This window comes from Buchnera aphidicola (Rhopalosiphum padi), assembly GCF_005080845.1.
GTDB lineage: Bacteria > Pseudomonadota > Gammaproteobacteria > Enterobacterales > Enterobacteriaceae > Buchnera > Buchnera aphidicola_AO.
Map to the genome: position 1 here is coordinate 200,387 of NZ_CP034858.1, position 24,991 is coordinate 225,377.

23 protein-coding genes and 1 other RNA gene are annotated in these 24,991 nt (G+C 24.5%); 13 read left to right on the forward strand and 11 right to left on the reverse strand.

The annotated features are described in order from the left end of the window. Positions 1-103: 103 nt before the first annotated feature. Entirely contained in the window at positions 104-700 is a 597-nt protein-coding gene (locus D9V76_RS00950) for a peroxiredoxin C (protein ID WP_158336991.1), read from the reverse strand. A gap of 119 nt (positions 701-819) precedes the next feature. Here D9V76_RS00950 and ung point away from each other — a divergent pair, with 119 nt between their 5' ends. After that, positions 820-1,485, forward strand: a complete 666-nt coding sequence (ung, locus tag D9V76_RS00955) for a uracil-DNA glycosylase (RefSeq protein ID WP_158336992.1) — start codon at positions 820-822, stop codon at positions 1,483-1,485. A gap of 104 nt (positions 1,486-1,589) precedes the next feature. On the opposite strand, the gene D9V76_RS00960 is transcribed toward ung, so the two are convergent. Next, positions 1,590-2,156: a nucleotide exchange factor GrpE gene (locus D9V76_RS00960; RefSeq protein WP_158337714.1), complete on the reverse strand. Its 567-nt coding sequence runs from the start codon at positions 2,154-2,156 to the stop codon at positions 1,590-1,592. A 107-nt stretch (positions 2,157-2,263) separates the two neighbouring features. Between D9V76_RS00960 and nadK the strand changes: the two genes are divergently transcribed. Beyond that, positions 2,264-3,142: an NAD(+) kinase gene (gene nadK, locus D9V76_RS00965; RefSeq protein WP_158336993.1), complete on the forward strand. Its 879-nt coding sequence runs from the start codon at positions 2,264-2,266 to the stop codon at positions 3,140-3,142. Between the two features lie 161 nt (positions 3,143-3,303). Further along, on the forward strand, positions 3,304-3,618 hold the full coding sequence (bamE, locus tag D9V76_RS00970; RefSeq protein ID WP_158336994.1) for an outer membrane protein assembly factor BamE domain-containing protein: 315 nt from the start codon (positions 3,304-3,306) through the stop codon (positions 3,616-3,618). Between the two features lie 29 nt (positions 3,619-3,647). On the opposite strand, the gene ssrA is transcribed toward bamE, so the two are convergent. Next, positions 3,648-4,025, reverse strand: a transfer-messenger RNA (tmRNA) gene (ssrA, locus tag D9V76_RS00975). A 128-nt stretch (positions 4,026-4,153) separates the two neighbouring features. On the opposite strand from ssrA, the gene grxD reads away from it, so the two are divergent. Then, positions 4,154-4,480 (forward strand): Grx4 family monothiol glutaredoxin, encoded by a 327-nt coding sequence (grxD, locus tag D9V76_RS00980; protein ID WP_158336995.1) that lies wholly within the window; start codon positions 4,154-4,156, stop codon positions 4,478-4,480. 116 nt (positions 4,481-4,596) lie between these two features. Here the strand turns inward: grxD and rnt are convergent, their stop codons facing one another. After that, positions 4,597-5,244, reverse strand: a complete 648-nt coding sequence (gene rnt, locus D9V76_RS00985) for a ribonuclease T (protein WP_158336996.1) — start codon at positions 5,242-5,244, stop codon at positions 4,597-4,599. Positions 5,245-5,586: 342 nt separating this feature from the next. Between rnt and D9V76_RS00990 the strand changes: the two genes are divergently transcribed. From D9V76_RS00990 to ychF, 3 genes are all read left to right on the forward strand, one after another. Then, a complete protein-coding gene (locus D9V76_RS00990) occupies positions 5,587-6,198 on the forward strand; it encodes a Fe-Mn family superoxide dismutase (protein WP_158336997.1) in 612 nt (203 codons plus the stop codon). A 163-nt stretch (positions 6,199-6,361) separates the two neighbouring features. After that, positions 6,362-6,892, forward strand: coding sequence for an aminoacyl-tRNA hydrolase (gene pth / locus D9V76_RS00995; RefSeq protein WP_158337716.1), 531 nt, complete (start codon positions 6,362-6,364; stop codon positions 6,890-6,892). Positions 6,893-6,955: 63 nt separating this feature from the next. After that, a complete protein-coding gene (ychF, locus tag D9V76_RS01000) occupies positions 6,956-8,044 on the forward strand; it encodes a redox-regulated ATPase YchF (RefSeq protein WP_158336998.1) in 1,089 nt (362 codons plus the stop codon). A gap of 74 nt (positions 8,045-8,118) precedes the next feature. On the opposite strand, the gene thrC is transcribed toward ychF, so the two are convergent. From thrC to thrA, 3 genes are read right to left on the reverse strand one after another with little or no spacing between them, the layout of a single operon-like run. After that, positions 8,119-9,408, reverse strand: a complete 1,290-nt coding sequence (gene thrC, locus D9V76_RS01005; RefSeq protein ID WP_158336999.1) for a threonine synthase — start codon at positions 9,406-9,408, stop codon at positions 8,119-8,121. 3 nt (positions 9,409-9,411) lie between these two features. Further along, positions 9,412-10,341 carry a homoserine kinase gene (gene thrB / locus D9V76_RS01010; protein WP_158337000.1) on the reverse strand — a complete coding sequence of 310 codons (930 nt, stop codon included), beginning with the start codon at positions 10,339-10,341 and terminating at the stop codon, positions 9,412-9,414. Positions 10,342-10,360: 19 nt separating this feature from the next. Then, the gene (thrA, locus tag D9V76_RS01015; protein WP_158337001.1) at positions 10,361-12,808 is read right to left on the reverse strand and encodes a bifunctional aspartate kinase/homoserine dehydrogenase I; all 2,448 of its coding nucleotides are present in this window, start codon (positions 12,806-12,808) and stop codon (positions 10,361-10,363) included. A gap of 750 nt (positions 12,809-13,558) precedes the next feature. Here thrA and hpt point away from each other — a divergent pair. Further along, positions 13,559-14,092 (forward strand): hypoxanthine phosphoribosyltransferase, encoded by a 534-nt coding sequence (gene hpt / locus D9V76_RS01020; protein WP_158337002.1) that lies wholly within the window; start codon positions 13,559-13,561, stop codon positions 14,090-14,092. Between the two features lie 8 nt (positions 14,093-14,100). Here hpt and panC read toward each other — a convergent pair whose 3' ends face one another. The 3 genes from panC to dksA form a co-directional block, all read right to left on the reverse strand. Then, a complete protein-coding gene (gene panC / locus D9V76_RS01025; protein WP_158337003.1) occupies positions 14,101-14,958 on the reverse strand; it encodes a pantoate--beta-alanine ligase in 858 nt (285 codons plus the stop codon). 15 nt (positions 14,959-14,973) lie between these two features. Continuing rightward, the gene (panB, locus tag D9V76_RS01030; RefSeq protein WP_158337004.1) at positions 14,974-15,765 is read right to left on the reverse strand and encodes a 3-methyl-2-oxobutanoate hydroxymethyltransferase; all 792 of its coding nucleotides are present in this window, start codon (positions 15,763-15,765) and stop codon (positions 14,974-14,976) included. A gap of 97 nt (positions 15,766-15,862) precedes the next feature. Further along, positions 15,863-16,318 (reverse strand): RNA polymerase-binding protein DksA, encoded by a 456-nt coding sequence (dksA, locus tag D9V76_RS01035; RefSeq protein ID WP_158337005.1) that lies wholly within the window; start codon positions 16,316-16,318, stop codon positions 15,863-15,865. 306 nt (positions 16,319-16,624) lie between these two features. Between dksA and truA the strand changes: the two genes are divergently transcribed. The 4 genes from truA (at position 16,625) to D9V76_RS01055 (ending at position 23,035) form a co-directional block, all read left to right on the forward strand. Next, positions 16,625-17,416, forward strand: a complete 792-nt coding sequence (gene truA, locus D9V76_RS01040) for a tRNA pseudouridine(38-40) synthase TruA (protein WP_158337006.1) — start codon at positions 16,625-16,627, stop codon at positions 17,414-17,416. Between the two features lie 148 nt (positions 17,417-17,564). Beyond that, the gene (gene mrcB, locus D9V76_RS01045; protein ID WP_158337007.1) at positions 17,565-19,784 is read left to right on the forward strand and encodes a bifunctional glycosyl transferase/transpeptidase; all 2,220 of its coding nucleotides are present in this window, start codon (positions 17,565-17,567) and stop codon (positions 19,782-19,784) included. Positions 19,785-19,986: 202 nt separating this feature from the next. Then, positions 19,987-22,611, forward strand: a complete 2,625-nt coding sequence (gene secA, locus D9V76_RS01050; protein ID WP_158337008.1) for a preprotein translocase subunit SecA — start codon at positions 19,987-19,989, stop codon at positions 22,609-22,611. 34 nt (positions 22,612-22,645) lie between these two features. Continuing rightward, entirely contained in the window at positions 22,646-23,035 is a 390-nt protein-coding gene (locus tag D9V76_RS01055) for an NUDIX domain-containing protein (protein WP_158337009.1), read from the forward strand. 18 nt (positions 23,036-23,053) lie between these two features. On the opposite strand, the gene coaE is transcribed toward D9V76_RS01055, so the two are convergent. Then, positions 23,054-23,701 (reverse strand): dephospho-CoA kinase, encoded by a 648-nt coding sequence (gene coaE / locus D9V76_RS01060; protein ID WP_158337010.1) that lies wholly within the window; start codon positions 23,699-23,701, stop codon positions 23,054-23,056. A gap of 141 nt (positions 23,702-23,842) precedes the next feature. On the opposite strand from coaE, the gene D9V76_RS01065 reads away from it, so the two are divergent. Then, positions 23,843-24,892, forward strand: coding sequence for a GMP reductase (locus D9V76_RS01065; RefSeq protein WP_158337011.1), 1,050 nt, complete (start codon positions 23,843-23,845; stop codon positions 24,890-24,892). Positions 24,893-24,991: the final 99 nt, after the last annotated feature.

The following is a 24,991-nucleotide window of genomic DNA, read 5'->3' on the forward strand; positions in this document are numbered from 1 at the left end:
AGTCAAATTAAAGTTATTAATAATTTATGTTTAAATTAAGAATAAAGCCAGCATATTTTTTTGCTGACTTTAAAAACTATTCATTAAAATTATTTAATAATATTTATGAAAAATGTTTTTTTAAATATGAAGAAACTCCTTCTTGAGAAGCTTTCATTCCTTCTTTTCCATGCTTCCAGTTTACAGGACATACTTCTCCATATTTATTATGAAAATTTAAAGCGTCTATCATCCGTATCATTTCATCAATATTTCGTCCAAAGGGAAGATCGTTAACAACTTGATGACGTACAATCCAATTTTCATCGATTAGAAATGAGGCTCTTAATGCTATATTTAATTCAGGATGTTCAATACCATAAGACTTTTGAATTTCATGTTTCACATCAGAAACCATGGGAAATTTGATTTTTCCAATGCCTCCATTTTTAGGAAGAGTATTTTGCCATGCTTGATGAACAAAAACACTGTCAATGGATACACCAACAATTTTTACATGTCTTTTTTTAAAATTTTCATAAGTTTTATTGAATTCCATAATTTCAGAAGGACAAACAAAAGTGAAATCCATAGGCCAAAAAAACAATACTGTTGCTTGACCGTTCGAATATTTTTTTAAGTCAAAATTGTTAATAATTTCGCTATTTTTTAAAATTGCTGGAGCTACAAAATTCGGTGCTGTTTGTGTTACTAAAGTCATTTTTTTTCCTTTAATTTAAAAAAAAATACAATAAGATATACGTTCTTTATAAAAGAAAAATTTTTTTTATTAATAAAAAATTATTTTTAAAATCAATTTTTATTAAAACTAGAGGTGCTATGAATAATATTTTAACTTGGAAAGATCTTTTATCTCAAGAAAAAAAAAAATATTTTTTTAAAATCATTAATTATCTTAAAGAAGAGCGTCTAAAAAAAACAATATATCCTTCTTCAAAGGATGTGTTTAATGCTTTTTTATTAACTTCTTTTAGTGAAATAAAAGTTGTTATTATTGGACAAGATCCTTATTTTTCTAAAAATCAAGCTCACGGATTAGCTTTTTCAGTTCCTGAAAATCATACTATACCACCTTCTTTAAAAAATATATATAAAGAATTAAATAGTGATTTTAATAAAAATCACGTATTTTATCATGGTTGTCTTAAAAATTGGGCGGTTCAGGGAGTTTTTTTATTAAATACAATTTTAACTGTTGAATCAGGAAAACCAAAATCTCACTGTAATATAGGATGGAATGTTTTTACAGATAAAGTAATTTCTCTTATTAGTTATTATAAAGAATTCATTGTTTTTTTAATTTGGGGTAATGATGCAAAAAAAAAGTGTGATCTAATTGATATGAATAAACATTATGTTTTAAAAGCATCTCATCCTTCTCCCTTATCAGCACACCGTGGGTTTTTAGGATGTAAACATTTTTCTAAAACTAATAAAATTTTACTTAAACATAAAAGAGATGAAATTGATTGGTTTAGAATTTAAAAATAGAAAAAATTTCAAAATTTTTTCTATTTTTATATAATTTAAAAAATTTAAAAACTAAAAATTTTAAAAAATATATATTTATATGAATATAAAAAATATTTTTATGCTTCAGAAACTACAACAGTTGCTTTGCGAAGTAATGTTTTTCTAAAAGTAAAACCTTTTTTCTTTACAGAAATAATATAGTTTGGTTCTATTTCTTTTGATGATTTAATTAAAACAGCATCATGAATTTTTGGATTAAAAATCTCATTTTTTTTTCCTTCTATTTTTACTCCAAATTTAACTAATATAGTTAACAAAGATTTTAATGTTAATTTAATTCCTTGTATTGATGGTTCATCACTTAAATTTAATTTTTTAGAAATTATTAATATGTCTTCAAGAGTATTTATAATAGGAATTATTTGTTTAAAAAAACTTTCTATTTCTGTATTTTTTATATTTTTTATTTTTATTTCTGTATTTTTTTTAATATTTTCTATATTTGCTAAATGTCTTAACTTAAGATTAAGTATCTTTTTTTCATTTTCTAATATTTTTTCTTGTAATTCATTAATTTTTTTATTCTGAAATAGTAATTTACTATCTTTTCTTTCTTTGTTTTTTTCTAAATCATTTTTTTTTTCAGTATTTTTATAGTTTATTTTTTTCTCTTGATTATCCATAATATCACCATTTTGAATGTTATTAATTAAACACAGAGTCTTTAATATGTCTTTCAAGGTAATTTTTTTATTAAAAATATATTTTTTTTATTGGGAAATTTGATGCAATGAAGCAATATTTTAATTGTATTGGTATTGTTGGGTGTCCGCGTCATTCAAGTGCATTAATAACACATGAAGTACTTTACAAATGGTTAACTAAAAAAGGTTATCAAGTTTTTATTGAACATACTATTTCTAAAAAACTAAATTTAAAAAACCCTAAAACTGCAACATTAATGGAAATTGGTCAGTTGTGTGATTTAGCCGTTGTAATAGGTGGAGATGGAAATTTATTGTTTACGGCTCGTATTTTATCATATTTTAATATTAAAATCATTGGTATTAATCGTGGTAATCTAGGTTTTCTTACAGATTTAAATCCAGATAATAGATTTAAAAAGCTTTCAGAAGTTTTGTCTGGAAAATATTTAATAGAAAATCGTTTTTTATTAGATGTAACAATTTATAAAAAAGAAAAAATTTCTAAATCTAGCATTGCGATTAATGAAGTTGTTTTACATCCAAAACATGTAGCTCATATGATAGAATTTGAAGTTTATATTAATGAAAATTTTGCTTTTTCTCAACGTTCAGATGGGTTGATTGTTTCGACTCCAACAGGATCAACAGGTTATTCACTTTCAGCTGGAGGGCCTATTATAGAAACTTCTTTAGAAGCTATTTTATTAGTACCCATGTTTCCTCATACTTTATCTGCACGTCCCTTAGTAATTCGTAGTGACAGTGTAATTTGTTTAAGATTTTCTAATATAGAAACTGATTTAAAAATCAGTTGTGATAGTCAAATAGTGTTACCTGTTAATAAAAATGAATATGTTTTTATTCGTCGTAGTAATTATTATTTAAATCTTATACATCCTAAAAGTTATAATTATTTTGAAACTTTAACTTCGAAATTAAACTGGTCTAAAAAATTTTTTTAGATTATTTGGAATTTTAATGAAATTTATTTTTAAATTAATGTTAAAACATTTTTTTAGAATAATTTTTAATTATAAAAGCGTTAATATTTCAAACTTTTTTTATGGTTAAAGATTGTTATTAATTACATTTCATATAAAATACTATAGGCAGTGATTGATTAATGAGTAATCAGATTTTTTTAAAAATATTATTAATAATATTTTTGTTCTCTAGTTGTTCAATATCAGAGAATAAACACTATATATTAAATAATTTAAATGAGTCTTGTTTTGATTTAAACAAATTTAAAAAAAACTATAAAGGAATGACAAAAGAACAAATAATTTATATTTTTGGAAATCCAATTATTTCTGATTCTTTTAATAATGTCTTTCATTATATTATTTTTGAAAAAGAAAGTAGATCTAAATGTCATCAAAGGACACTAAACATATTTTTTAAAAAAAATAAAGTGTCAAAATTAGATATTCAATGAATTATAAGAAATAAGTTATTTTTTTATTTTTTTGGAGCTGGCGGGATTTGAACCCGCGTCCAAAATTTCTATAAATAAAGATACTACATGCTTAGTTTTTCTTTTTTTTAATTCATCGCTTAATTTGGAAAAACTCATTTTAAGCGCATAGCTTGAAAATCAATTCCGTGTTACCGTCAAGCTTGGTATTCACGTTTTTCTCTTTAAATTTTGACCTTTCTTAAAAATTTCTCTTTCTCAAGAGATAAGTCAGAGATGAAAGGGCTTTAAAACAGTTTTTTAAGCTGCTAAAGCGTAGTTTTGTTTATTATTTGCAGCTATTTTTTTACGGTTTTTTATCGAGGCAAACCGTTCCTCGGCATGCACTTTATTTTTTTGATAATTTTGTCGAATCCAAAAACAGCCCCATAATTTAAAATTAAATTTTATTATTCAGTATTGCAAAAAAAAATAAAATTGTCCATAAAATATTTTTAAAAGTATTTTCAATAAAATTTTTATTTATTTAGTTTTTTAACTTTAGTTTGGGAAATATATGAATACAATTAAAAAAATAGAACGTCAAATTAAAGATAATATTATTTTAATTTATATGAAAGGTACACCTCAATCTCCTAGTTGTGGATTTTCGGCTCAAGCAGTACAAGCTTTATCTATTTGTGGAGAAAAATTTGCATATGTTGATGTTTTAGAAAATTTAGATATTAGAAAAGAATTACCAAAGTACGCTAATTGGCCCACTTTCCCTCAATTATGGATAAAAGGAGAGTTAATTGGTGGATGTAGTATTATACTTGAGATGCTAGAAAATGGAGAACTAAAAAAAATAATATCTAATGCAGTATTAAACTCTAAAAAATAAATTTAAAAAACTAAGATATGACATTATACAAAAAAATTAAGATTTTTTATTGTTAATGTTATATCTTTTTTGTAAAAATTTTAAAATATTTTTTTATCATGTACTTAATATAAATTTTATTTATCTTTTTTAATATTTACAGGCCATCCACCTAAACCTTTCCAACGATTTACTATTTTACAAAAAAGATTAGCTGTTTGCAAAGTATCATATAATGCTGAATGTGCTTGATTATTATCAAATGATAAACCAATTGCTTTGCATGCTTTTGCTAATACAGTTTGACCTACAGCTAATCCGCTCAATGCAGCTGTATCAAATGTAACAAAAGGATGAAAAGGATTGTTTTTAATTTCAACTCGTTGAATGGCTGCCATTAAAAAATTATGATCAAAATTTGCATTATGTGCAACTACTATTCCTCGAGTACATCCTTGTATTTTTATACCATTGCGTACTTTTTCTAATATTGATTCAATAGCTAATTTTTCACTAATTGCTCCACGCAAAGGGTTAAATGGATCAATTTTATTAAAAGCAATAGCATCAGAATTGATAATAGATCCTTTAAATGGTTTTACATGAAAGTGAAGTGTATCTTCTTTATGTAGCCATCCTAATTTGTCCATTTTTAATGTTATTAACGCAATTTCTAATACTGCATCAGTTTTTGGATTAAATCCTGCTGTTTCTATATCGATAACAACAGGATAAAAAGTTCGAAAGCGATTACTTAATAAATTGAATTCTTGAGTTGTAGACATCAAAATCTCATCATTTAAAACACTTGGTGTTTAATATAGTTAACTTTTGATTTATTTTTATCAATCTTTTTAGGTTATATTTTTTTGATTTTACTGTATAGATAAAATATTAAAAATGAATCAAAAAATGAATGGTGAAAAATATTTTTTATAAAAAATTTTAAATGAAATAGAATTAATATTCTAATAAAATAATATTTTTTAATTTAGATATTGATTGAATATTAATTATGATTCTTGTTTATAACTAAATAATTGTACTATAATTTAATAAAATGTTTAAGATTAAATTATTAATTTAATTTTAAATTTATTGTTTTATTTTTTATTTTAGGAAAAAAAATGAGTTATTCTTTACCTGATCTATCTTATGCATATAATGCTTTAGAACCTTTTTTTGATGAAGAAACAATGAAAATTCATCATACAAAACACCATCAAAACTATATTAATAATACTAATTCTATTTTAGAAAAAACACATTTTAATTCACTTTCAATTGAAGAGTTAATGTCTATTTTTAATGAAATAAGTTTAGAAAATAAAACTGTATTACGCAATAATGCAGGAGGACATATAAATCATAGTTTATTTTGGAAAGGTTTAAAAATTGGAACAGTATTACAAGGTGATTTAAAATCAGAAATTGATAGGCAATTTGGCAGTCTTGAATGTTTTAAAAGTAAGTTTGAAGATACTGCCTTAAAACATTTTGGTTCAGGTTGGGCTTGGTTAGTAAATCAAAACGGTGTACTATCTATAGTATCTACAATAAATCAAGATAATCCATTAATGGGAAAATCAATATCAGGTACTTCTGGTTATCCTATTATTGGATTAGATCTTTGGGAACATGCTTACTATTTAAAATATCAAAATAGACGACTAGACTATATTAAGTCTTTTTGGAATATAGTTAATTGGGATGAGGCATCTAATCGTTTGTTGAAATAAATTTCAATTAATTTATAAAAATTGTATTTTTTAAATATAAATCTTTAATTGATCAATATTTTTAATATTATAAAATGAAAACATATAATAGCGCATATTATATGTTTTTCATTTTTTATATAAATCTAAAAATATTAAAGGATTCTTTTTGAATAAAATAAAGATGATAGTAGGGTTATCTAATCCCAAAAAACAATATCATAAAACGCGTCATAATGTTGGATCTTGGTATGTTTATTCTTTAGCAAAACATTATTTTAGTATTTTAAAAGAAGAAAAAAAATTTTTTGGTTTTACTACCTGTTTAAACATAGAATTAAATTCTATTCGTTTGCTTGTACCTAATATTTTTATGAATATAAATGGTCATGCGGTATATAAAATGGCTTCATTTTACAATATTAATTTAAATCAAATATTAATAATACACGATGATTTAGATTTAGAACCGGGAATGATAAAATATAAATATAGTTATGGGCATAGTGGTCATAATGGATTAAGAAACATTATTAAAGAATTTAACACTAAAGTAAATTTTTATCGATTAAGAATCGGAATTGGCCGTCCAAAAAATAAAAACGAAATATCATCTTTTGTACTTTCTATACCTGATTGTAGAGAAATGAATTTAATTAAAAAATCTATTTCATATGCGATAAAGGAAAATTTTACATTATTAAATTTTATCTAATAATTAGATGTAAAATTTTTTTAATTATTTTTTGTACTTTTTTATTTTTAAGGCGTATAAAACATGGGTTTTAAATGTGGAATTATAGGATTACCTAATATTGGTAAATCTACTTTATTTAATGCTTTAACTAAAGGTAATTCAGCAGTTGCTAATTTTCCATTTTGTACTATTAAGCCAAATATAGGAATTGTTTCAGTTCCTGATAGTCGTATTAGTAATCTTGCTAAAATTATTTCACCGGAAAAAATAGTTAATGCATTTATAGAATTTGTAGATATTGCCGGTTTAGTCAAAGGTGCTTCTAAAGGAGAAGGGTTAGGTAATCAATTTTTAAGTAATATACGAGATACTCATGCTATTGCTCATGTTGTTCGCTGTTTTAAAGATGACAATATCAGTCATGTTTATAATCAAGTCCAACCTACAATAGATGTTGATATAATTAATGCTGAACTTATATTATCAGATTTTGAAACTTGTGAAAAATCTATATTAAAATTAGAAAAAAAACTAAAATTTAATAAAAAAGAGATAGAAGAAAAACTGGTTGTATTAAACAAATGTCTTTATCATTTAAAAAATTTTTTAATGTTAAAAACACTTTCTTTAGATGAAAATGAAAAAAAAATTATTAGTTATTTACGTTTCTTAACTTTAAAACCAACGATGTATATTGCTAATATTAATGAAGAAAAAGAGTCATATTTTTTTTTAAATGAATTAAATAAATTAGCTAAAAAAGAAGGTTCTTTAGTTATTCCAATTAATTCGAATCTGGAATTAGATTTAATAAAAATGAATGAAAATGAACAAAAATATTTTATGAAATCTTTTAATATAACGAATTTAGGGTTAAATAATATCGTTAAATCTGGTTATAAAATACTTAATTTAATAACATTTTTTACTGCAGGAATAAAAGAAATTCGTGCTTGGGCTATACCTAATGGTAGTACGAGTCTTCAAGCTGCTGATAAAATACATAGTGATTTTAGTAGAGGTTTTATTCGTGCACAAATTATGCATTATTTAGATTTTATAAAATATAAAAGTGAGTCTAAAGTTAAAGAAGTAGGTAAATATCGAAGCGAGGGAAAATTTTATAAAATTCAAGATGGTGATATTATTAATTTTTTATTTAATGTTTAAAAAAAAATATTTTTTTATAAAAATAAAAATTTTTATTAGAGAGGAAAATTCAATTTATCCTCTCTAATTTTTTTTTATTTTTCTAGTAAAAATTCTTTTAATGTATTGAAATCAGGGTTTATATTATAGGACAACAATGGCAAATTAGTTCTATTTTTTAGTTCTTTTGGTAAAGAAATATTATTTTCTAATATTTTTTCTACAGTGTTTTTAAATTTAGATGGATGTGCTGTTCCTAAAAATAAACCAAATTCGTCTTTTTTTAATTGATCATGTAATAGTCTATAAGCAATTGCTGCATGAGGTTCAGATACATAACCTAATTGAAACAATTCTTTAAGAGTTTCTTTAGTGATTTCATCTGATACACTTCCGAATCTTAATTCTTTTAAATCCCATTTTTTTCTACGGAATAACTCTTCAATTCGAGGCCAATTGTTAGGACGACTAATATCCATAGCATTAGAAATTGTTGATACAGTTTTTTGAGGATCCCATTTTCCACTACTAAGAAATCTCGGAATTGTATCATTATCATTAGTACATGCAATAAATGCTTTAATCGGTAAACCAAGAGATTTAGCCAACAAACCAGCTGTTAAATTACCAAAATTACCACATGGAACAGCTATAACTAAATTTTTTCTTTGTTCTTCACAAAGTAATGAAAAAGCTTCAAAATAATAACATATTTGGGCTAATAAACGGCTTATATTAATAGAATTAGCAGAATTTAATCCTATCGATTCTTTTAATTTTTTGTCATCAAAGGCTTTTTTTACTAATTTTTGACAATCATCGAAACTACCGTTAATAGATATAGTTTTTATATTTTTACCTAAGGTACAAAATAGTTGTTCTTGCAGTACACTAATTTTTCCTTTTGGATATAAAATAATGACTCGAATATTTTTCATTCCATAAAATGCATGAGCAACTGCAGCGCCAGTGTCTCCTGATGTTGCAGTTAAAATAGTAAAAGATTCATTTTTTTTATTAAGAGATAGTATCATTTGAGCCATAAAACGTGCCCCAAAATCTTTAAATGCTAATGTTGGGCCATGAAATAATTCAAAACAACTTATATTTTTATTAATACAAACTTTTAATGGTTTTGAAAATGAAAATGCTTTTTTAACATGTTCGTATAATACTTCTTTAGATATTTCACTGCTGATAAACTTAGAAAGTATTTCAGTACTTCGTGTAATAAAATCCATTTTTAATATTCTTAATAATTCTAAAGGTGTAATAATTGGTAATTCTACGGGAAAAAATAAACCTTGTTTCTGCCCTAATCCAAGTTTTACAGCAGTTTCAAAATTTACTTGTTCATTATGATTTTTTAAATTATAAAGTTTCATTTTTTATCCTATTTTGCGCACACCTTTTGAATCCACACAACAAATATGAACAAATCCTGTTTTGTTTTGTAAGTAATTGTCTTTTAGCCATAAAGATATCTTTTCAGCAGTTTTTATATTGTCAGAAATTGCAAAAATAGTAGGACCTGAACCAGATATCCCACAACCTATGGCTCCAATTTTTTTAATTTTTTCTTTGGCGTTTAGAAAATTAGGAAGTAATTTACTACGATATGGTTCTGCTATAAAGTCTTGCATACATCTAGCTGCTAAATTAGATTGTTTAGTATATGATGCATGAATAAAACCCGCTAGATAACGACTATTTTTAATACAAATATCTTTTTTATATTCTTTAGGTAAAATTTTTCTTGCCTCTGCAGTAGAAACTTTTACTCCCGGCCAAGCAATAATCCAAAACCAATTTTTGAAATTTGGAAGTGTTTGACTTACAACATCAGAATCTTCTAATATTAATTGAAGACCTCCTAAATAAGATGGAGCCACATTATCATAATGCACGCTTCCTGATATTTCACCTTCTATTTCTCCCATAAGTAGTAGTAATTCTTTTGAATTTAAAGGATTATTACAAATTTGATTAATTGCCACTAAAGTGGCGACTACTGAGCAAGCACTAGATCCTAGTCCTGATCCAATTGGCATATTTTTTTCGAGAATTATAGAAACAGGAATATTTTTTTTTACTATTTTACAAAATTTAAACCAACATTTCCAAACAATGTTTTGTTCTTTATTTATAGGTAATTTATTAGAAAAAATTCCCTTATTAATTAATTCAAATTTTTTTGATAACTTTACTGTTACACAATCACCTAATAAAGTACCATTTATTGGTATAATGGCTGCACCTAAAATATCAAACCCAACTCCAACATTGGCAATAGAAGCTGGTGCATAAATTTTAATCATTACTGTACTCCGCTGATGCTTATAATATTGTACGTAGTAAGTCGGAAAACACCCCAGAGGCAGTAACATCGTTACCCGCACCATATCCTCTTAATACAAGAGGAATGGGTTGATAATAGTTTGTATAAAATGTCAGTGCGTTTTCACCATTTTTTACTTTATATAATGGATTATTACTGTTTATTTCCTCAATTTTTACTGAACATTTTCCACTTTTTTCTATGCTTCCTACAAAACGCAGTACATTTCCTAAATTATGTGCTTTATTAACTCGTTCTGAAAAGAATAGATCTAATTCTTTCAGTTTAAATAAAAATTCTTCAGAATTTTGATATTTTTTAAATTTTTCTGGTAATATAGGTTCGATGTTTATATCTTTTAGTTCTATGGAATAGCCTACCTCTCGAGCTAAAACTAATAGTTTTCTAGCAACATCGATGCCAGATAAATCATCGAATGGATTTGGTTCAGTAAAACCTAATTTTTTCGCTTCTTTAGTCGCTTCTGATAATGAAATACCTTCTTCTAATCTTCCAAATATAAAAGATAACGAACCAGATAATATACCTTTAAAAGATATAAGATGATCACCTGTATTAAATAAATTTTGAAGTGTATTTATAACTGGCAATCCGGCTCCAACATTAGTTTCATATAAAAATTTTTTATTTTCTTTTAATGCAGTAGTTCTAATGTCATTGTAATATTGCAAGGAATTTGTATTGGCTTTTTTATTTGAAGCAATTATGTGAAAACCGTTTTTAATAAAATTAACATATTGCTTTGATAAAATTTCATCAGATGTGCAGTCGATTATGACTGAATTGGAATCGAAATTATTTTTTAATAATTCATTTAATATTTGTAAATTAAATTCTTTGTTTGATTTTTTAAAATTTTCTTCCCAATTATTTAAATTAATTAAGTCATTTAAAAAAAGTAATTTTTTAGAATTGGCAATCATACGAAATCTGATTTTTATATTTTTTTGATCTAAAAACTTTTCTTGTCTTAAGATTTGTTTTAATAGTTCTTTGCCAACTCCACCTATTCCAATTAAAAAAACATTTATAATTTTTTTGTTAAAAAACAATGAATCATGAACATTTTGCATGCCCTTTAAAACATTTTCTTTTTTAATCACTACTGATATAGAATGTTTTGAAGACCCATGTGCAATTGCAAGTACATTGATTTTTGATGAACCTAAAGAAGAAAAAATTTTTGATGCAATATTATTTTTTTCGGAAATATTAGAACCAATAACTGATAAAATAGCTAAATTTTTTATTATGTTTAAATTATTTAATAATCCTTCTTTTATTTCTAATTTGAATTCTTTGTTTAATATTAGTAAAATATAATCAGTGTCTTTTTCTAAAATACAAAAGTTGATTTTATTTTCTGAAGATGATTGTGTGATTAAAATAATTTTAATATTTTCTCTTGAAAGAGCAGTAAATATCCGTGATATTATATTTCCTGGATTTTTTAAACAAGATCCAGAAACGTTGAACATAACTATTTTATCAAGGTATGTAACACCTTTTAAAAAATTTTCATCTGAATCAGTTTTTTGACAAATCAACGTCCCTTTAGCATGAATATTATTGGTATTTTTTATAATACATGGTATTTGAAATTGGGAAATAGGTTCAATGGTTCGAGGATGTAATACCTTAGCACCAAAATAAGATAATTCCATTGCTTCTTGATAGGATATTGACTCTAATAAGTAAGTATTAGAGACTACTCTGGGATCTGATGTAAATACACCATCAACATCAGTCCAAATTTCACAACATTTTGCATTTAAGCAAGAAGCTAAAACTGCAGCAGAATAATCAGAACCATTACGTCCCAGTACTACTAATTCGCCTTTTTTGTTTCCTGCAATGAACCCAGCCATTAAAATAATATTTTTTTGATTTATATTTATTTTTTTAATTCGTTTTTTAGATTCTTTTATATCGACAGTAGAATCTAAATAATTTCCTATTGATAAAAGATTTTTAACTGGATTTAAAATAGTAACTTCATAATTTCTAGATTTTAATATATTTTTCATAATAACAACTGAAAGTATTTCCCCACGAGATATTATTATAGGTTGAATACTTTCTGGACATTGTTTTATTAAAAAAATACCATTTATTATTTTTTTTAATTTATTAAATTCTTTTTCAATTGTTTCCTTTGTATTTTTATATGGAAAAAATGATTGTATTTTTTTAATATCTTTTATTAATTCAATAAAAATATTTTCTGCAATATTAATGTTTTTTAGAATTTTATCATTATCAATATTTTTTTCAATTATTGTAACTAAATAGTTAGTTATTTTAGCTGGAGCAGAAAGAACGACTGCAATTTGTTCTTTTTTATTTTTTTTTTCTATAATATCAGCGACACATAAAAACTTTTGTGCATTAGCTAACGAAGTTCCGCCAAATTTCAATAGTTTCATATTTTTTTTACATCCTTAAATTCATATCATAAAAAACCCGCATTATTTTTGAGCGGGTTTTTATTAAATATATACATTATCTCATATTAAGTATGATTAGTTATAATAAATAAAAACAGTTATTCTATAGCGAAGAAACGATAAGCAGTAGATATTAATACGTTTTACGTAGCATCTCTTAGATATAAATTAATAAAACATTAAAATAAGTGAATTAATTTATTGAATAGTGTTATTTAATAAGATTTAGAGCTGTAATTGAGAATATTTTTATAAGTATAACGTATATTTTAAATATTATTAATTTTATCATAGATTTAGTTTTTTAATATTGTAAAAAAGTATTAGGAAAAAAAAGATATGTTTTCTACTATAAAAATTTTTCTATTTTTTACATGATATTCTTACAATTATAATTGTTATTTATATATAGAAAACAACATGTTTTTTTATTAATTTAAAAAATATTAAAAATTTTAATCTAGAATAGATATTACTTAAAAAGTAAAAAAGAATTAGACTAATTTATAATTATATTTCCATTTAATTCATACTATTTTTTCTATTAGTATTTTGATTTTTATAACATAATGATTATTATTAGTGCAATAGTTAAAAAATAAATATTTTGTTTTTGAATTTTATATTAAAATTTTTATTATTGAATATATTTTATATTTTTAACAAATATCAATAAATGATTTTTAGTATAATAAATTTAAAATATACATTAAACACTTAGTTAATATTATGAAACATACTATTAAAGTTATTATTTCGGAAAAAGAACTAGATATTCGCATTCGTGAACTAGGTAATGCAATTACTAAAAAATATAAAAACAGCGAAAATAAAATAATATTAATTGCCTTACTACGTGGTTCATTTGTATTTATAGCAGATTTGTGTCGTAGAATTAAAATCGAACATGAAGTTGATTTTATGACTACTTCTAGTTACGGACGTGGAATGATATCTACTGGAGACGTAAAAATTATAAAAGATTTAGACGAAGATATTTATAATAAAAATGTTTTAATTGTTGAAGATGTTATTGATTCTGGAAAAACTTTAAGTAAAGTATTAGGTATTTTAAAATTAAGAAATCCAAAATCTTTGTCAATTTGCACTCTTCTAGATAAGCCGGAATGTCGTGAAGTTAATATTAATATTGATTTTATAGGTTTTTCTATACCTGATGAATTTATAGTTGGTTATGGAATAGATTATGCTCAATCTTATCGATATTTACCGTATATAGGAAAAGTGATTTTTAAAAAATAAAGTTTTTTTTAATTTTTTAGTATAATTTTTTTATTATCAATTAATCGAGTATTTCCTAACCAAACTGATGCTAGTATAATAATACTTTTATTTTCTTTAGATATAGGATTAAGTGTTTTAGAATTATATACATCAAATATATCAATGTAAAACCCTTTTTTTATAAGGTATTGTCGTGATATATTAATGGTTTTTGGAATTTTTTTTCCTTTATTTTGTATAATAACATTGCATGTGTGTTCTATAGTTTTATATAGATAAGGTGCCTTTTCTTGCTCTAAAGAATTTAGATGCTTGTTTCTTGAGCTAAAAGCCAATCCATTTTCTAATCTTATTGTAGGTAAACTAATAATCTTTATGGGATAATTTAATTCTTTAACTAATTTTTTTACAATTAATAATTGCTGATAATCTTTTTCTCCAAAGAAAGAAAAATTTGGTTGTACTAAATTAAATAATTTACAAATTATTGTTGTTACTCCTATAAAATGTCCAGGACGAGCTCTACCTTCTATAATATTAGATAATTTAGGTACATCAACATATGTATAATTTTTTAATCCATGAGGATACATTTCATGTATGTCAGGACAAAAAAGAATTTCTACTTTTTCTTTTCTTAAAATATAACAGTCTTGTTCAAAAGTTTTAGGATATTTTTTAAAATCTAATAAATTATTAAATTGCATAGGATTAATAAAAATACTTACTATTACAATATCTACGTATTTTTTTGCTAACAAAATAAGTTTTATATGACCATTATGTAAATTTCCCATCGTCGGTACTAATCCAATTACTTTTTTCTTTTTTTTTAATTCTTTTATTTTTTTTTCTAACAGATGTATGTTTTTTATAATATTCATTATAATTCCATAATTTTAAAAACTATATTTTTCGTTAGGAAAACTACCATTTTTAACTTCACTAATATATTTTTTAATAGCATTTTGAATGCTTCCATTATGAGAAAGGAAATTTTTTACAAATTTTAGTTTTTTCCCGTCAGTTATTCCTAATAAATCTTGCATAACAAGTATTTGTCCATCAGTATAATTACCTGATCCTATTCCAATTACTGGAATAGATAAGTTTTCAGTTATTTTTTTAGCTAAAATTGCAGGAATACATTCTACAACTAACATTTTAATTCCCGCTTCTTCTAGCAGAAACGCTTCGTCTATTATTCGTTGTGCGTCATTTTTTTCTTTTCCTTGTACTTTATAACCACTTAAATAATCTATAGATTGCGGAGTTAATCCTATATGTCCACAAACTAATATTGATCTTTCTGATAGTTCTTTGATAGTTTTAACTAACCATTTCCCCCCTTCTATTTTTATCATATTAGCACCAGACTGTATAATTTTAGCTGTATTTTTTAAAGTTTGTTGCACTCCACAATAAGACATAAATGGTAAATCAGACAATAAAAAGGCATTTGGTGCACCTTTTCTAACTGCTTTTGTATGATATTCAATATCTTGAACTTGTACAGATAGTGTGGATTCATGACCTTGAATAGTCATACCCAGAGAATCGCCTACAAGCATTATAGGAATTCCTTCATTTGAAAAAAGTCTAGAAAAACTAAAATCATAAACTGTAATAGCAGCAAATTTTTTTTTATTTTTTTTCCAGTTTTGTATTTTTGAGATACTAATAGATTCCATATTTACCTACTTTTATTAAATAAAATAATTAATTAACCTTAAGAAAGGATACTCGAGATAATTTAATATATCAATCGAATATCCTAATCTATATATATTAGCCAGCCATTTGTTTTTCTCGAATTTCTGCCAATGTTTTACAATCAATACAAAGATTTGCAGTTGGTCTGGCTTCTAAACGACGAATTCCAATTTCAACACCACAAGAATCACAGTAACCAAAATCTTTTTCTTTTATTTTCTTTAAAGTTTCTTGTATTTTTTTTATTAATTTACGACTTCTATCTCGATTTCGTAATTCTAAACTGAATTCTTCTTCTTGAGCTGCTCGATCAATAGGATCTGGAAAATTAGTTGATTTGTCTTGTATGTAAAGTAACGTGTGATTAATTTCAATTTTTAATTGATTTTTCCATGTTTCAAGAATTTTTTTAAAATGTAACATTTGTTTTTCATTCATATATTCTTCATCTATTCTTTTTTGATAAGGTTTTAAACCAGCAATAGAAAGAACGTTTAGAGATGATTTTTTTTTGTTTTTTTCTTTTTCCATATTTTTTTCCAATAAAATATTTACATGTATTTAAAATAAAAAATATATTTTGAATATAATATTAATTATTGACAATTCACGATGTTTAGAAAAGATTTATATTTAGTAAGAGTAGAAAAATAATTTAGATATTATTTTTTGATAAAATCAATTTTTATAATTAAAAAAATTAATTTTTATATTTTTAAAAAATAAAAGTTATTATTGTGAATAATATTAACATAAACTTCAGCTAAATATATTTTTATACAAGTATATTGATTTAAAAAAATTATACTTTTTATTTATTCATATGGAATTTAGCAAATGAAAGAAAAAAAAACTAAAAAATTTGCTTTGGGAATAGAATATAATGGAAGTTATTATCATGGCTGGCAACGTCAAAAAGGACTTTCTACTGTTCAAGAAGAAATAGAGAATGCTTTATCTAAAATTGCAAATCATAAAGTGAACGTTGTATGTTCAGGACGTACTGATTCTGGTGTTCATAGTATAGGACAAGTAATACACTTTACAAGTTCTTCTATTAGAAGTGACTTTTCTTGGACAGTTGGAGTAAATACTTATTTATCTAAAAATGTTTCTGTAAAATGGATCAAAGAAGTTCCAGAAAATTTTAGTGCTCGTTATAGTGCTATTTCTCGTTCTTATCGTTATATCATATATAATAATAGATGTCGTTCTGCTATTTTTCGTAATACATCAAATCATATTTATAGAGAATTAAATGTTGATAAGATGTTTTTTGAAGCACAATCCTTGTTAGGAGAGCATGACTTTTCATCTTTTCGCGCTTTAGGTTGTCAATCAAGTTCTCCTAGAAGAAAAATAATCAAGTTAAATATTTGGCGTTTAAACCATTGGGTTGTTATTGATATTACTGCTAATTCTTTCTTGTATCATATGGTTCGAAACATCGTTGGTTCATTGATTACAATTAATAATTGTACAGAAAAAAATTATATCAAAAAATTATTAAATAAAAAAGATAGAAACTATGCAGGTCCTACTGCTCCAGCTCAAGGTTTATATTTATTTTTTGTAGAATATCCTATGTTTTTTAATTTACCTGTATTAAAAAATGATTTTATTGTTTAAAGAAAGAAATCAATGTTAAATCGTTTTTTAGAACAGCTTCCTTTTTAAATTTATTTAATTCATTTTATTTTATAAATCACGTATATTTTTTCAAATAAAAATTTATTTTTTTGTCAATAAAAAATTTTTTTAATTAAAAGGGTTTTTGATGTATTTAAATAAAAGAAAAATAAAATTATTAGGAAATTTTTTTTTCTTAATATTGGTTCTAGTATTTTTTTATGGATTTTTTTTATACATGAAAATCGGTCGATTAATCGATGGTAAAGTATGGCATTTTCCTACATCAATATATGGACGTATAATAAATTTAGAACCTGGTAACTTGTACTCTCAAAAAGAAGTATCAAAATTCTTGCAGGGTACTATGTATAGAGAAGTAGATACTGTTATGTTACCAGGAGAATATAGTATAAAGAATAATAATATAGAATTTATACGTCGTTCTTTTGATTTTCCAGATCTTAGAGAAAACGAATTTCATGTAAAGTTATTTTTTGATAATAATTATTTATTGAAAATTCAAAACCTTGAAAATAATCGTAATTTTAGTTTTTTCCGTTTAGAACCGAAGTTAATTGCTATGTTAGAGTCTCCAGAAGGAAAAAAACGTGTATTTATTCCTAGATCTAAATATCCAGAACTTTTAATTAAAACATTGTTAGCGATTGAAGATAGATATTTTTACGAACATGATGGTATTAATATTTCGTCTATTGGAAGAGCTTTTTTAGTAAATATAATGGCAGGTCGAACAGTACAGGGTGGTAGTACTCTTACTCAACAATTAGTTAAGAATCTTTTTTTAACAAATACTCGTTCAATATGGAGAAAAATTAATGAAATGTATATGGCTTTAATTTTAGATTGGTTTTATAAAAAAGATCGTATTTTAGAGTTATATTTAAATGAAGTTTATTTAGGACAAGATGGTAAGGAACAAATTCGAGGTTTTCCTCTTGCTAGCTTGTATTATTTTGGCAGACCTATTGATGAGTTGAATTTAGATCAGTATGCTTTATTAGTAGGAATGGTTAAAGGAGCTTCTTTATATAATCCTTGGAGTAATCCTGATTTTGCTTTAAATAGAAGAAATTTAGTTTTACTTTCATTATACAATCAGGGATATATTCAAGAAAAAATTTATACTGAATTGTCTGCAAGACCTTTAAATATTAAAGCCAGGGGATGTGTTATTTCTTCTTATCCTAATTTTACACAGCTTGTTCAAATGGAGATAAAAGAAAAATTACAAAATAAAATTAAAAATTTATCAGGTATTAAAGTTTTTACAACTTTAGATATTTTTTCACAAAATGCTATTGAAAAAGCTGTTAAGATAGGAATACCAATTTTAAAAAAGAAAAAAAAATTAAAAGATTTAGAAATTGCTATGATTGTAGTAGATCGTTTCACTGGCGAAATTCAAGCTCTTGTTGGTGGTTCTAATCCAAAATTTTATGGTTATAATCGAGCTTTGCAAGCTCGTCGTTCTATTGGTTCTCTATCTAAACCAATAACTTATTTAACGGCATTGTCTAATCCTAAAAAATATCGTTTAAACACGTGGATTTCTGATCATCCAATTGCAATTAAATTAAAAAATGGTAAGTTTTGGATTCCAAAAAATAATAATTATCATTTTAGTGGTCAGGTTATGTTAATAGATGCATTAACTAATTCGATAAATATTCCTACTGTTAATCTAAGTATAGATATGGGTTTAGAAAATTTGGTAAAAAGTTGGTTTCATCTAGGTATTTCTAAAAAATTAATCACTCCGTTTCCTTCTATATCTTTAGGAGCTATTAATTTAACACCGATTGAAATAGCTCAAGTTTTTCAAGTAATTGCAAGTGGTGGTTACAAAACCTTATTATCTTCAGTTCGATCAATTATTTCTGATGATGGTAAAGTATTATACCAAAGTTTACCTCAATCTAAAAATATAGAATCTATTGAAGCAACTTATTTAACACTATATGGCATGCAAGAAGTAGTTAGTTGTGGAACAGCGAAATCATTAGGTTCAATTTTTAAAAAATTTTCTTTAGCAGGAAAAACTGGTACAACAAACAATTTAGTAGATAATTGGTTTGTGGGTATTGATGGAAGACAAATTGTAATTACTTGGATAGGAAGAGATAATAATAAATCAACTAAATTATATAGTTCTTCTGGTGCTATGCAAATTTATCGAAGATATCTTGAATATCAACGTCCAACTCCATTAATATTAAAGCCTCCTAAAAATATTAATATTTTTTATATGAATAAATTAGGAAGATTGTTTTGTGAAAGAAGTAACGAGCATAAAAAACCGTTACCAATATGGTTATTGAACGATGAAAATATATGTGGTAAATAAATAGTTTTAAAAAAAATCTTTAATAAAGTTTAAAAAAAGAAAATTTCTTTTATAACAAATTAATAAAAAATACTATTTTTTTATCCAATAAATGTTTAATTATTTTAATCAACATTATTTATTTTTTAATTTTAGTTACTAAAAAAATATAAAATTTTCTTAAATGTTAATTAATAAAAAAGTATAACTTGAGAGTTCTAATATGTTTATTAAATTTTTAGCCAAAATATTTAGTAATCGTAATGATCGTATTTTAAAAAAATTCAAAAATATAGTATCTTCAATTAATCAATTAGAAGAAAAATTTAAGAAATTATCAGATAAGAAACTGCAAGAAAATACAAAACTATTTCGTACAAGATTAAAAAATGGTGAAAATTTAGATGATTTATTACCAGAATCTTTTGCAACAGTTAGAGAAGCAAGTCGTCGTGTTTTCAACATGCGTCATTTTGATGTTCAAATTCTTGGTGGAATCGTTTTAAATAAACAGTGTATTGCAGAAATGCGTACAGGAGAAGGAAAAACATTAACTTCTACGTTGCCTTCTTATTTAAATGCATTGACAGGTCGAGGTGTTCATATTGTTACTATGAATGACTATTTAGCAGAGCGAGATGCTAAAAAGAATGCGCCTTTGTTTGAATTTCTTGGTTTAACAGTTGGTTTAAATTTATCTGAAATGTCTTTTATTGATAAAAAAAAAGCTTATTTATGTGATATTACTTATGGTACTAATAATGAATATGGATTTGATTATCTGCGAGACAATATGGTTTTTTCTTCTGAAGAAAGAGTCCAACGTGAATTAAATTATGCTTTAGTAGACGAAGTCGATTCAATTTTAATCGATGAAGCCAGAACACCTTTGATTATTTCTGGACCTTCAGAAGACAGTTCTTTTTTATATAAAGAAATTAATAAATTAGTACCATCTTTGATTTGTCAAAAAAAAGAAGATTCAGATAAATTTCATGGAAATGGTCATTTTTCTATTGATGAAAAGTCAAAACAAATATACTTAACTGAAAGAGGTTTAGTAGAAATTGAAAAGGTATTACTTGATCAAAAATTAATAAAAAAAGAAGAGTCTTTATATTCTTCAAATAATATTATCTTAATGCATCATGTTATTTCTGCTTTACGTGCTCATCATTTATTTACACGAAATATAGATTATCTTGTAAAAGATAACAATGTTGTTATTGTTGATGAACATACAGGTCGAACTATGCCTGGTAGAAGATGGTCTGATGGACTACATCAAGCAATAGAAGCTAAAGAAAATGTTGCTATAAAAAATGAAAATCAAACTTTAGCATCTATTACATTTCAAAATTATTTTCGTTTATATAAAAAAATAGCAGGTATGACAGGTACTGCTGCAACCGAATCTTTTGAATTTAGTTCAATTTATAATCTAGATACTGTTATAATTCCTACAAATAAGCCAATGATAAGAAAAGATATGTCTGATTTAGTTTATATGACTGAAGAAGAAAAAATAAATGCGATATTAAAAGATATCCAAAATTGTATAAAAAAAAATCAACCTGTATTAGTTGGTACAATTTCAATTGAAAAATCAGAAATGATTTCAAAAAAACTAAAAAAATTAAATATTAAACACAATGTTTTAAATGCTAAATTTCATGCAAGAGAGGCTGAAATTATAGCTCAAGCAGGAAAACCAAAATCAGTAACAATTGCTACTAATATGGCTGGTAGAGGTACAGATATTGTCCTAGGAGGTAGTTTAGAATCACAGTTAGAAAAAAATATATGTTTAGATAAAGTTAAAAAAATCAAGATTAGTTGGAAAAAACAACATGATTTAGTTGTTTTGTCTGGAGGATTACATATTATTGGTACTGAACGTCATGAATCACGTCGTATTGATAATCAATTAAGAGGGCGTTCTGGTCGACAAGGAGACAGTGGTTCTTCACGTTTTTACCTCTCTATGGAAGATTCACTAATGAGGATTTTTGCATCTGATAAAATTACTAGTATGATGAGAAAGTTAGGACTGTCTTTTAATGAAGCGATTGAACACCCTTGGGTTACAAAAGCTATAGAAAATGCTCAAAAAAAAGTAGAAAATCGTAATTTTGACATTAGAAAGCAATTATTAGAATACGATGATGTATGTAATGAACAACGTCGTGTGATTTATGCACAACGTAATAAATTAATTGATTCAGAAAATATTCAACAAACTATTTACGATATTTTAAAAGATGTACTGTATAATACAATTAAAACACATATAAATTTTAATTTTCCAAAAAATAGATCAAATATTCTAGATTTAGAAAAAAAGTTAAATGCTGAATTTAATTTAAATATATCCATTCAAGATTGGTTAAAAAAAGATCCTGATATAAAAAAAGAAAGTATTATAAAAAAAATTATTAGTATTGCAAAAAAAAATTATCTCAATAAAGAAATTGAAATAGGTGTTAGTAATATTAGAATGATAGAAAAATCTATTATGTTGCAAATACTCGATTCTCTTTGGAAAGAACATTTATCCGCAATGGATTATTTAAGACAAGGTATTCATTTGCGTGGTTATGCCCAAAAAGATCCTAAACAAGAGTATAAACGTGAATCTTTTAATATGTTTTCTAACATGTTAGAATTATTAAAATATGAAGTTATATCTTTTCTTAGTAAACTAGATCTATCTTATATAAAAAGAAATTTCAATTTAAATATTAATAATAATTCTTTTATTTTAAATAATGATCCTAAAATAGGAAGAAATACGCCTTGTTTTTGTGGATCTGGAAAAAAATATAAGTATTGTCATGGAAGTTTATAACTTTTCTTAAAATTTTTAATTTGGATTTTATTTTATGAAGTATCAAAATATAGTGATTGGAATAATTATAAAAAAAAATAAAATTTATATTACTAAAGCAAGAAAAAAAAAATACGTGTCAGATTTATGGGAATTTCCAGGAGGAAAAGTAGAAAAAAATGAAAGTTTAGCATGTTCATTAAAGCGAGAATTATTAGAAGAAATAGGTCTTAAAATACTAAAGTTTCGTTTTTTTCGATGTGTTCAGCATTTTTATAAAAAAATAAAACTATATTTTTTTTTCATTACTAAATGGAAAGGTAGAATATATAGTAGAGAAGGATATTTATATCAATGGATATTTTTTGATAATCTAAAATATTTTAATTTTCCTACTTTCAATCAAAATATTATTAATGCTTTAGAAAAACGAGATTTTTTTTAGATAAAAATACATATTTTTTTAGTAAAATTTAGTCAAATTATTTTTTTTTATATTTTTTTGATTATTTTTTTTTGATAAATATACATAAAAATTATTAAGATAATAAGTGTATAAATTTAATTTTTCAATATTTTGATTTTTATTTAAAATGATATCATCTGATAAAAAAATTCTTTTTTTTCTACTAATTTGAGAAGAAATAATTTTTTTAGCTTCATAAATATTTATTTTATCTCTCTTTATTATACGTTTAATTTGTATTCTTACTGGTGTATCAATTAAAAGTATTCGACTTGCTTTTTTTTCTATTTTTTTTTCAAAAAGCAATGGAACAACCCATAAACACCATGTTGATTTTATTAACTCTATCTTTTTTTTACTTTCTTTCAAAATTATAGGATGAAGTATATTTTCTAACCATAGTCTACTTTTTTTATCATTGAAAATATGCTTGCGAAGTAAAAAACGGTTTATTGAATTGTCTTGATTTAATATTTTTTTACCAAATTTTTTTTTGATAGATCTTGATACTTCTTTATTTTTTTCTATTGTTTTTCGTCCAATGACGTCAGTATCAATAATATTAATACCTATTTTTTTAAAGCTATCAGAAACAGTAGTTTTTCCGCTACAAATTCCTCCAGTAAGTGCTACAATATAAGTCATAATTTTTTATTTATTTAAATTTAGAGATTTGATGGTACTAAAAATATTTAATTTTTATTCAAAAAAAACTATTTTAATATATTTTTATATTATAAAATTTTTTATATCATATTTTAATATTTAGTATAGGACTTTTATTTTATGCGTATTGAAGAAGACATAAAACTAGGTTTTAAAGATGTATTAATAAGACCAAAAAGATCTACTTTAAAAAGTCGTTCTGAAGTTAATCTTATGCGTTGCTTTTCTTTTAAATATTCTACCATAAAATGGTTTGGAATTCCACTTATTGCGGCTAATATGGATACTGTAGGCACTTTTCGTATGGCTGAATCCTTATCAAAATTTAACATATTAACAGCAGTACATAAATATTATTCTTTAGATGAATGGAAAAATTTTATTAGTGTTTCTTCTAAAGAAATATTGAAACATGTAATTGTTTCGATTGGAACATCTAATCTAGATTTTTTAAAAATAAAAAAAATTTTTTCATTATCTTCTGAATTAAAATATATTTGCATTGATGTAGCCAATGGCTATTCTGAGTATTTTGTTTCTTTTTTAAAAAAAATAAGAGATTTTTTTCCAGATAAAATTATTTGTGCAGGTAATGTTGTTACTGGTGAAATGGTTGAAGAATTAATATTATCTGGAGCAGATGTAGTAAAAGTAGGTATAGGACCTGGTTCTGTATGCACTACACGAATAAAAACAGGAATAGGTTATCCTCAACTGTCAGCTATTATAGAATGTGCAGATGCCGCACATGGATTAAATGGTCAAATCATTAGTGATGGTGGTTGTACTGTTTCAGGAGATATTGCAAAAGCTTTTGGAGGGGGTGCGGATTTTGTTATGTTAGGTGGTATTTTTGCAGGACATGCCGAGTGTTTAGGGGAAATAATCAAAGAAAAATCTAAAAAATTTATGCTATTTTATGGTATGAGTTCTACTTCTGCAATGAAACGCTATACAGGTAAAATTCCAGGATACCGTGCATCTGAAGGTAAAATAGTTAAAATACCTTTTCGTGGGAATGTAGATATGACTGTACGTGATATTTTAGGAGGATTACGTTCTTCTTGTACTTATGTAGGAGCACAAAAATTGAAAGAGTTAACTAAAAGAACTACCTTTATACGAGTTAGCGAACAAGAAAATTGTATTTTTAATAATTTTAAAAATTAAAATATATTTTTTAAAAGTTAAAAAATAAAATCAATAAAATTAATTATACTCATAGTTAGTTTTGTTGATTTTTTTTAGAAATTAATAGCTTTTTTTAAT

What these genes read in the sequence shown, in the direction of transcription:
- D9V76_RS00950 (WP_158336991.1), bottom strand. Translation starts at nt 700, where the DNA reads ATGACTTTAGTAACACAAACAGCACCGAATTTTGTAGCTCCAGCAATT.
- ung (WP_158336992.1), top strand. Translation starts at nt 820, where the DNA reads ATGAATAATATTTTAACTTGGAAAGATCTTTTATCTCAAGAAAAAAAA.
- D9V76_RS00960 (WP_158337714.1), bottom strand. Translation starts at nt 2,156, where the DNA reads ATGGATAATCAAGAGAAAAAAATAAACTATAAAAATACTGAAAAAAAA.
- nadK (WP_158336993.1), top strand. Translation starts at nt 2,264, where the DNA reads ATGAAGCAATATTTTAATTGTATTGGTATTGTTGGGTGTCCGCGTCAT.
- bamE (WP_158336994.1), top strand. Translation starts at nt 3,304, where the DNA reads ATGAGTAATCAGATTTTTTTAAAAATATTATTAATAATATTTTTGTTC.
- grxD (WP_158336995.1), top strand. Translation starts at nt 4,154, where the DNA reads ATGAATACAATTAAAAAAATAGAACGTCAAATTAAAGATAATATTATT.
- rnt (WP_158336996.1), bottom strand. Translation starts at nt 5,244, where the DNA reads ATGTCTACAACTCAAGAATTCAATTTATTAAGTAATCGCTTTCGAACT.
- D9V76_RS00990 (WP_158336997.1), top strand. Translation starts at nt 5,587, where the DNA reads ATGAGTTATTCTTTACCTGATCTATCTTATGCATATAATGCTTTAGAA.
- pth (WP_158337716.1), top strand. Translation starts at nt 6,362, where the DNA reads ATGATAGTAGGGTTATCTAATCCCAAAAAACAATATCATAAAACGCGT.
- ychF (WP_158336998.1), top strand. Translation starts at nt 6,956, where the DNA reads ATGGGTTTTAAATGTGGAATTATAGGATTACCTAATATTGGTAAATCT.
- thrC (WP_158336999.1), bottom strand. Translation starts at nt 9,408, where the DNA reads ATGAAACTTTATAATTTAAAAAATCATAATGAACAAGTAAATTTTGAA.
- thrB (WP_158337000.1), bottom strand. Translation starts at nt 10,341, where the DNA reads ATGATTAAAATTTATGCACCAGCTTCTATTGCCAATGTTGGAGTTGGG.
- thrA (WP_158337001.1), bottom strand. Translation starts at nt 12,808, where the DNA reads ATGAAACTATTGAAATTTGGCGGAACTTCGTTAGCTAATGCACAAAAG.
- hpt (WP_158337002.1), top strand. Translation starts at nt 13,559, where the DNA reads ATGAAACATACTATTAAAGTTATTATTTCGGAAAAAGAACTAGATATT.
- panC (WP_158337003.1), bottom strand. Translation starts at nt 14,958, where the DNA reads ATGAATATTATAAAAAACATACATCTGTTAGAAAAAAAAATAAAAGAA.
- panB (WP_158337004.1), bottom strand. Translation starts at nt 15,765, where the DNA reads ATGGAATCTATTAGTATCTCAAAAATACAAAACTGGAAAAAAAATAAA.
- dksA (WP_158337005.1), bottom strand. Translation starts at nt 16,318, where the DNA reads ATGGAAAAAGAAAAAAACAAAAAAAAATCATCTCTAAACGTTCTTTCT.
- truA (WP_158337006.1), top strand. Translation starts at nt 16,625, where the DNA reads ATGAAAGAAAAAAAAACTAAAAAATTTGCTTTGGGAATAGAATATAAT.
- mrcB (WP_158337007.1), top strand. Translation starts at nt 17,565, where the DNA reads ATGTATTTAAATAAAAGAAAAATAAAATTATTAGGAAATTTTTTTTTC.
- secA (WP_158337008.1), top strand. Translation starts at nt 19,987, where the DNA reads ATGTTTATTAAATTTTTAGCCAAAATATTTAGTAATCGTAATGATCGT.
- D9V76_RS01055 (WP_158337009.1), top strand. Translation starts at nt 22,646, where the DNA reads ATGAAGTATCAAAATATAGTGATTGGAATAATTATAAAAAAAAATAAA.
- coaE (WP_158337010.1), bottom strand. Translation starts at nt 23,701, where the DNA reads ATGACTTATATTGTAGCACTTACTGGAGGAATTTGTAGCGGAAAAACT.
- D9V76_RS01065 (WP_158337011.1), top strand. Translation starts at nt 23,843, where the DNA reads ATGCGTATTGAAGAAGACATAAAACTAGGTTTTAAAGATGTATTAATA.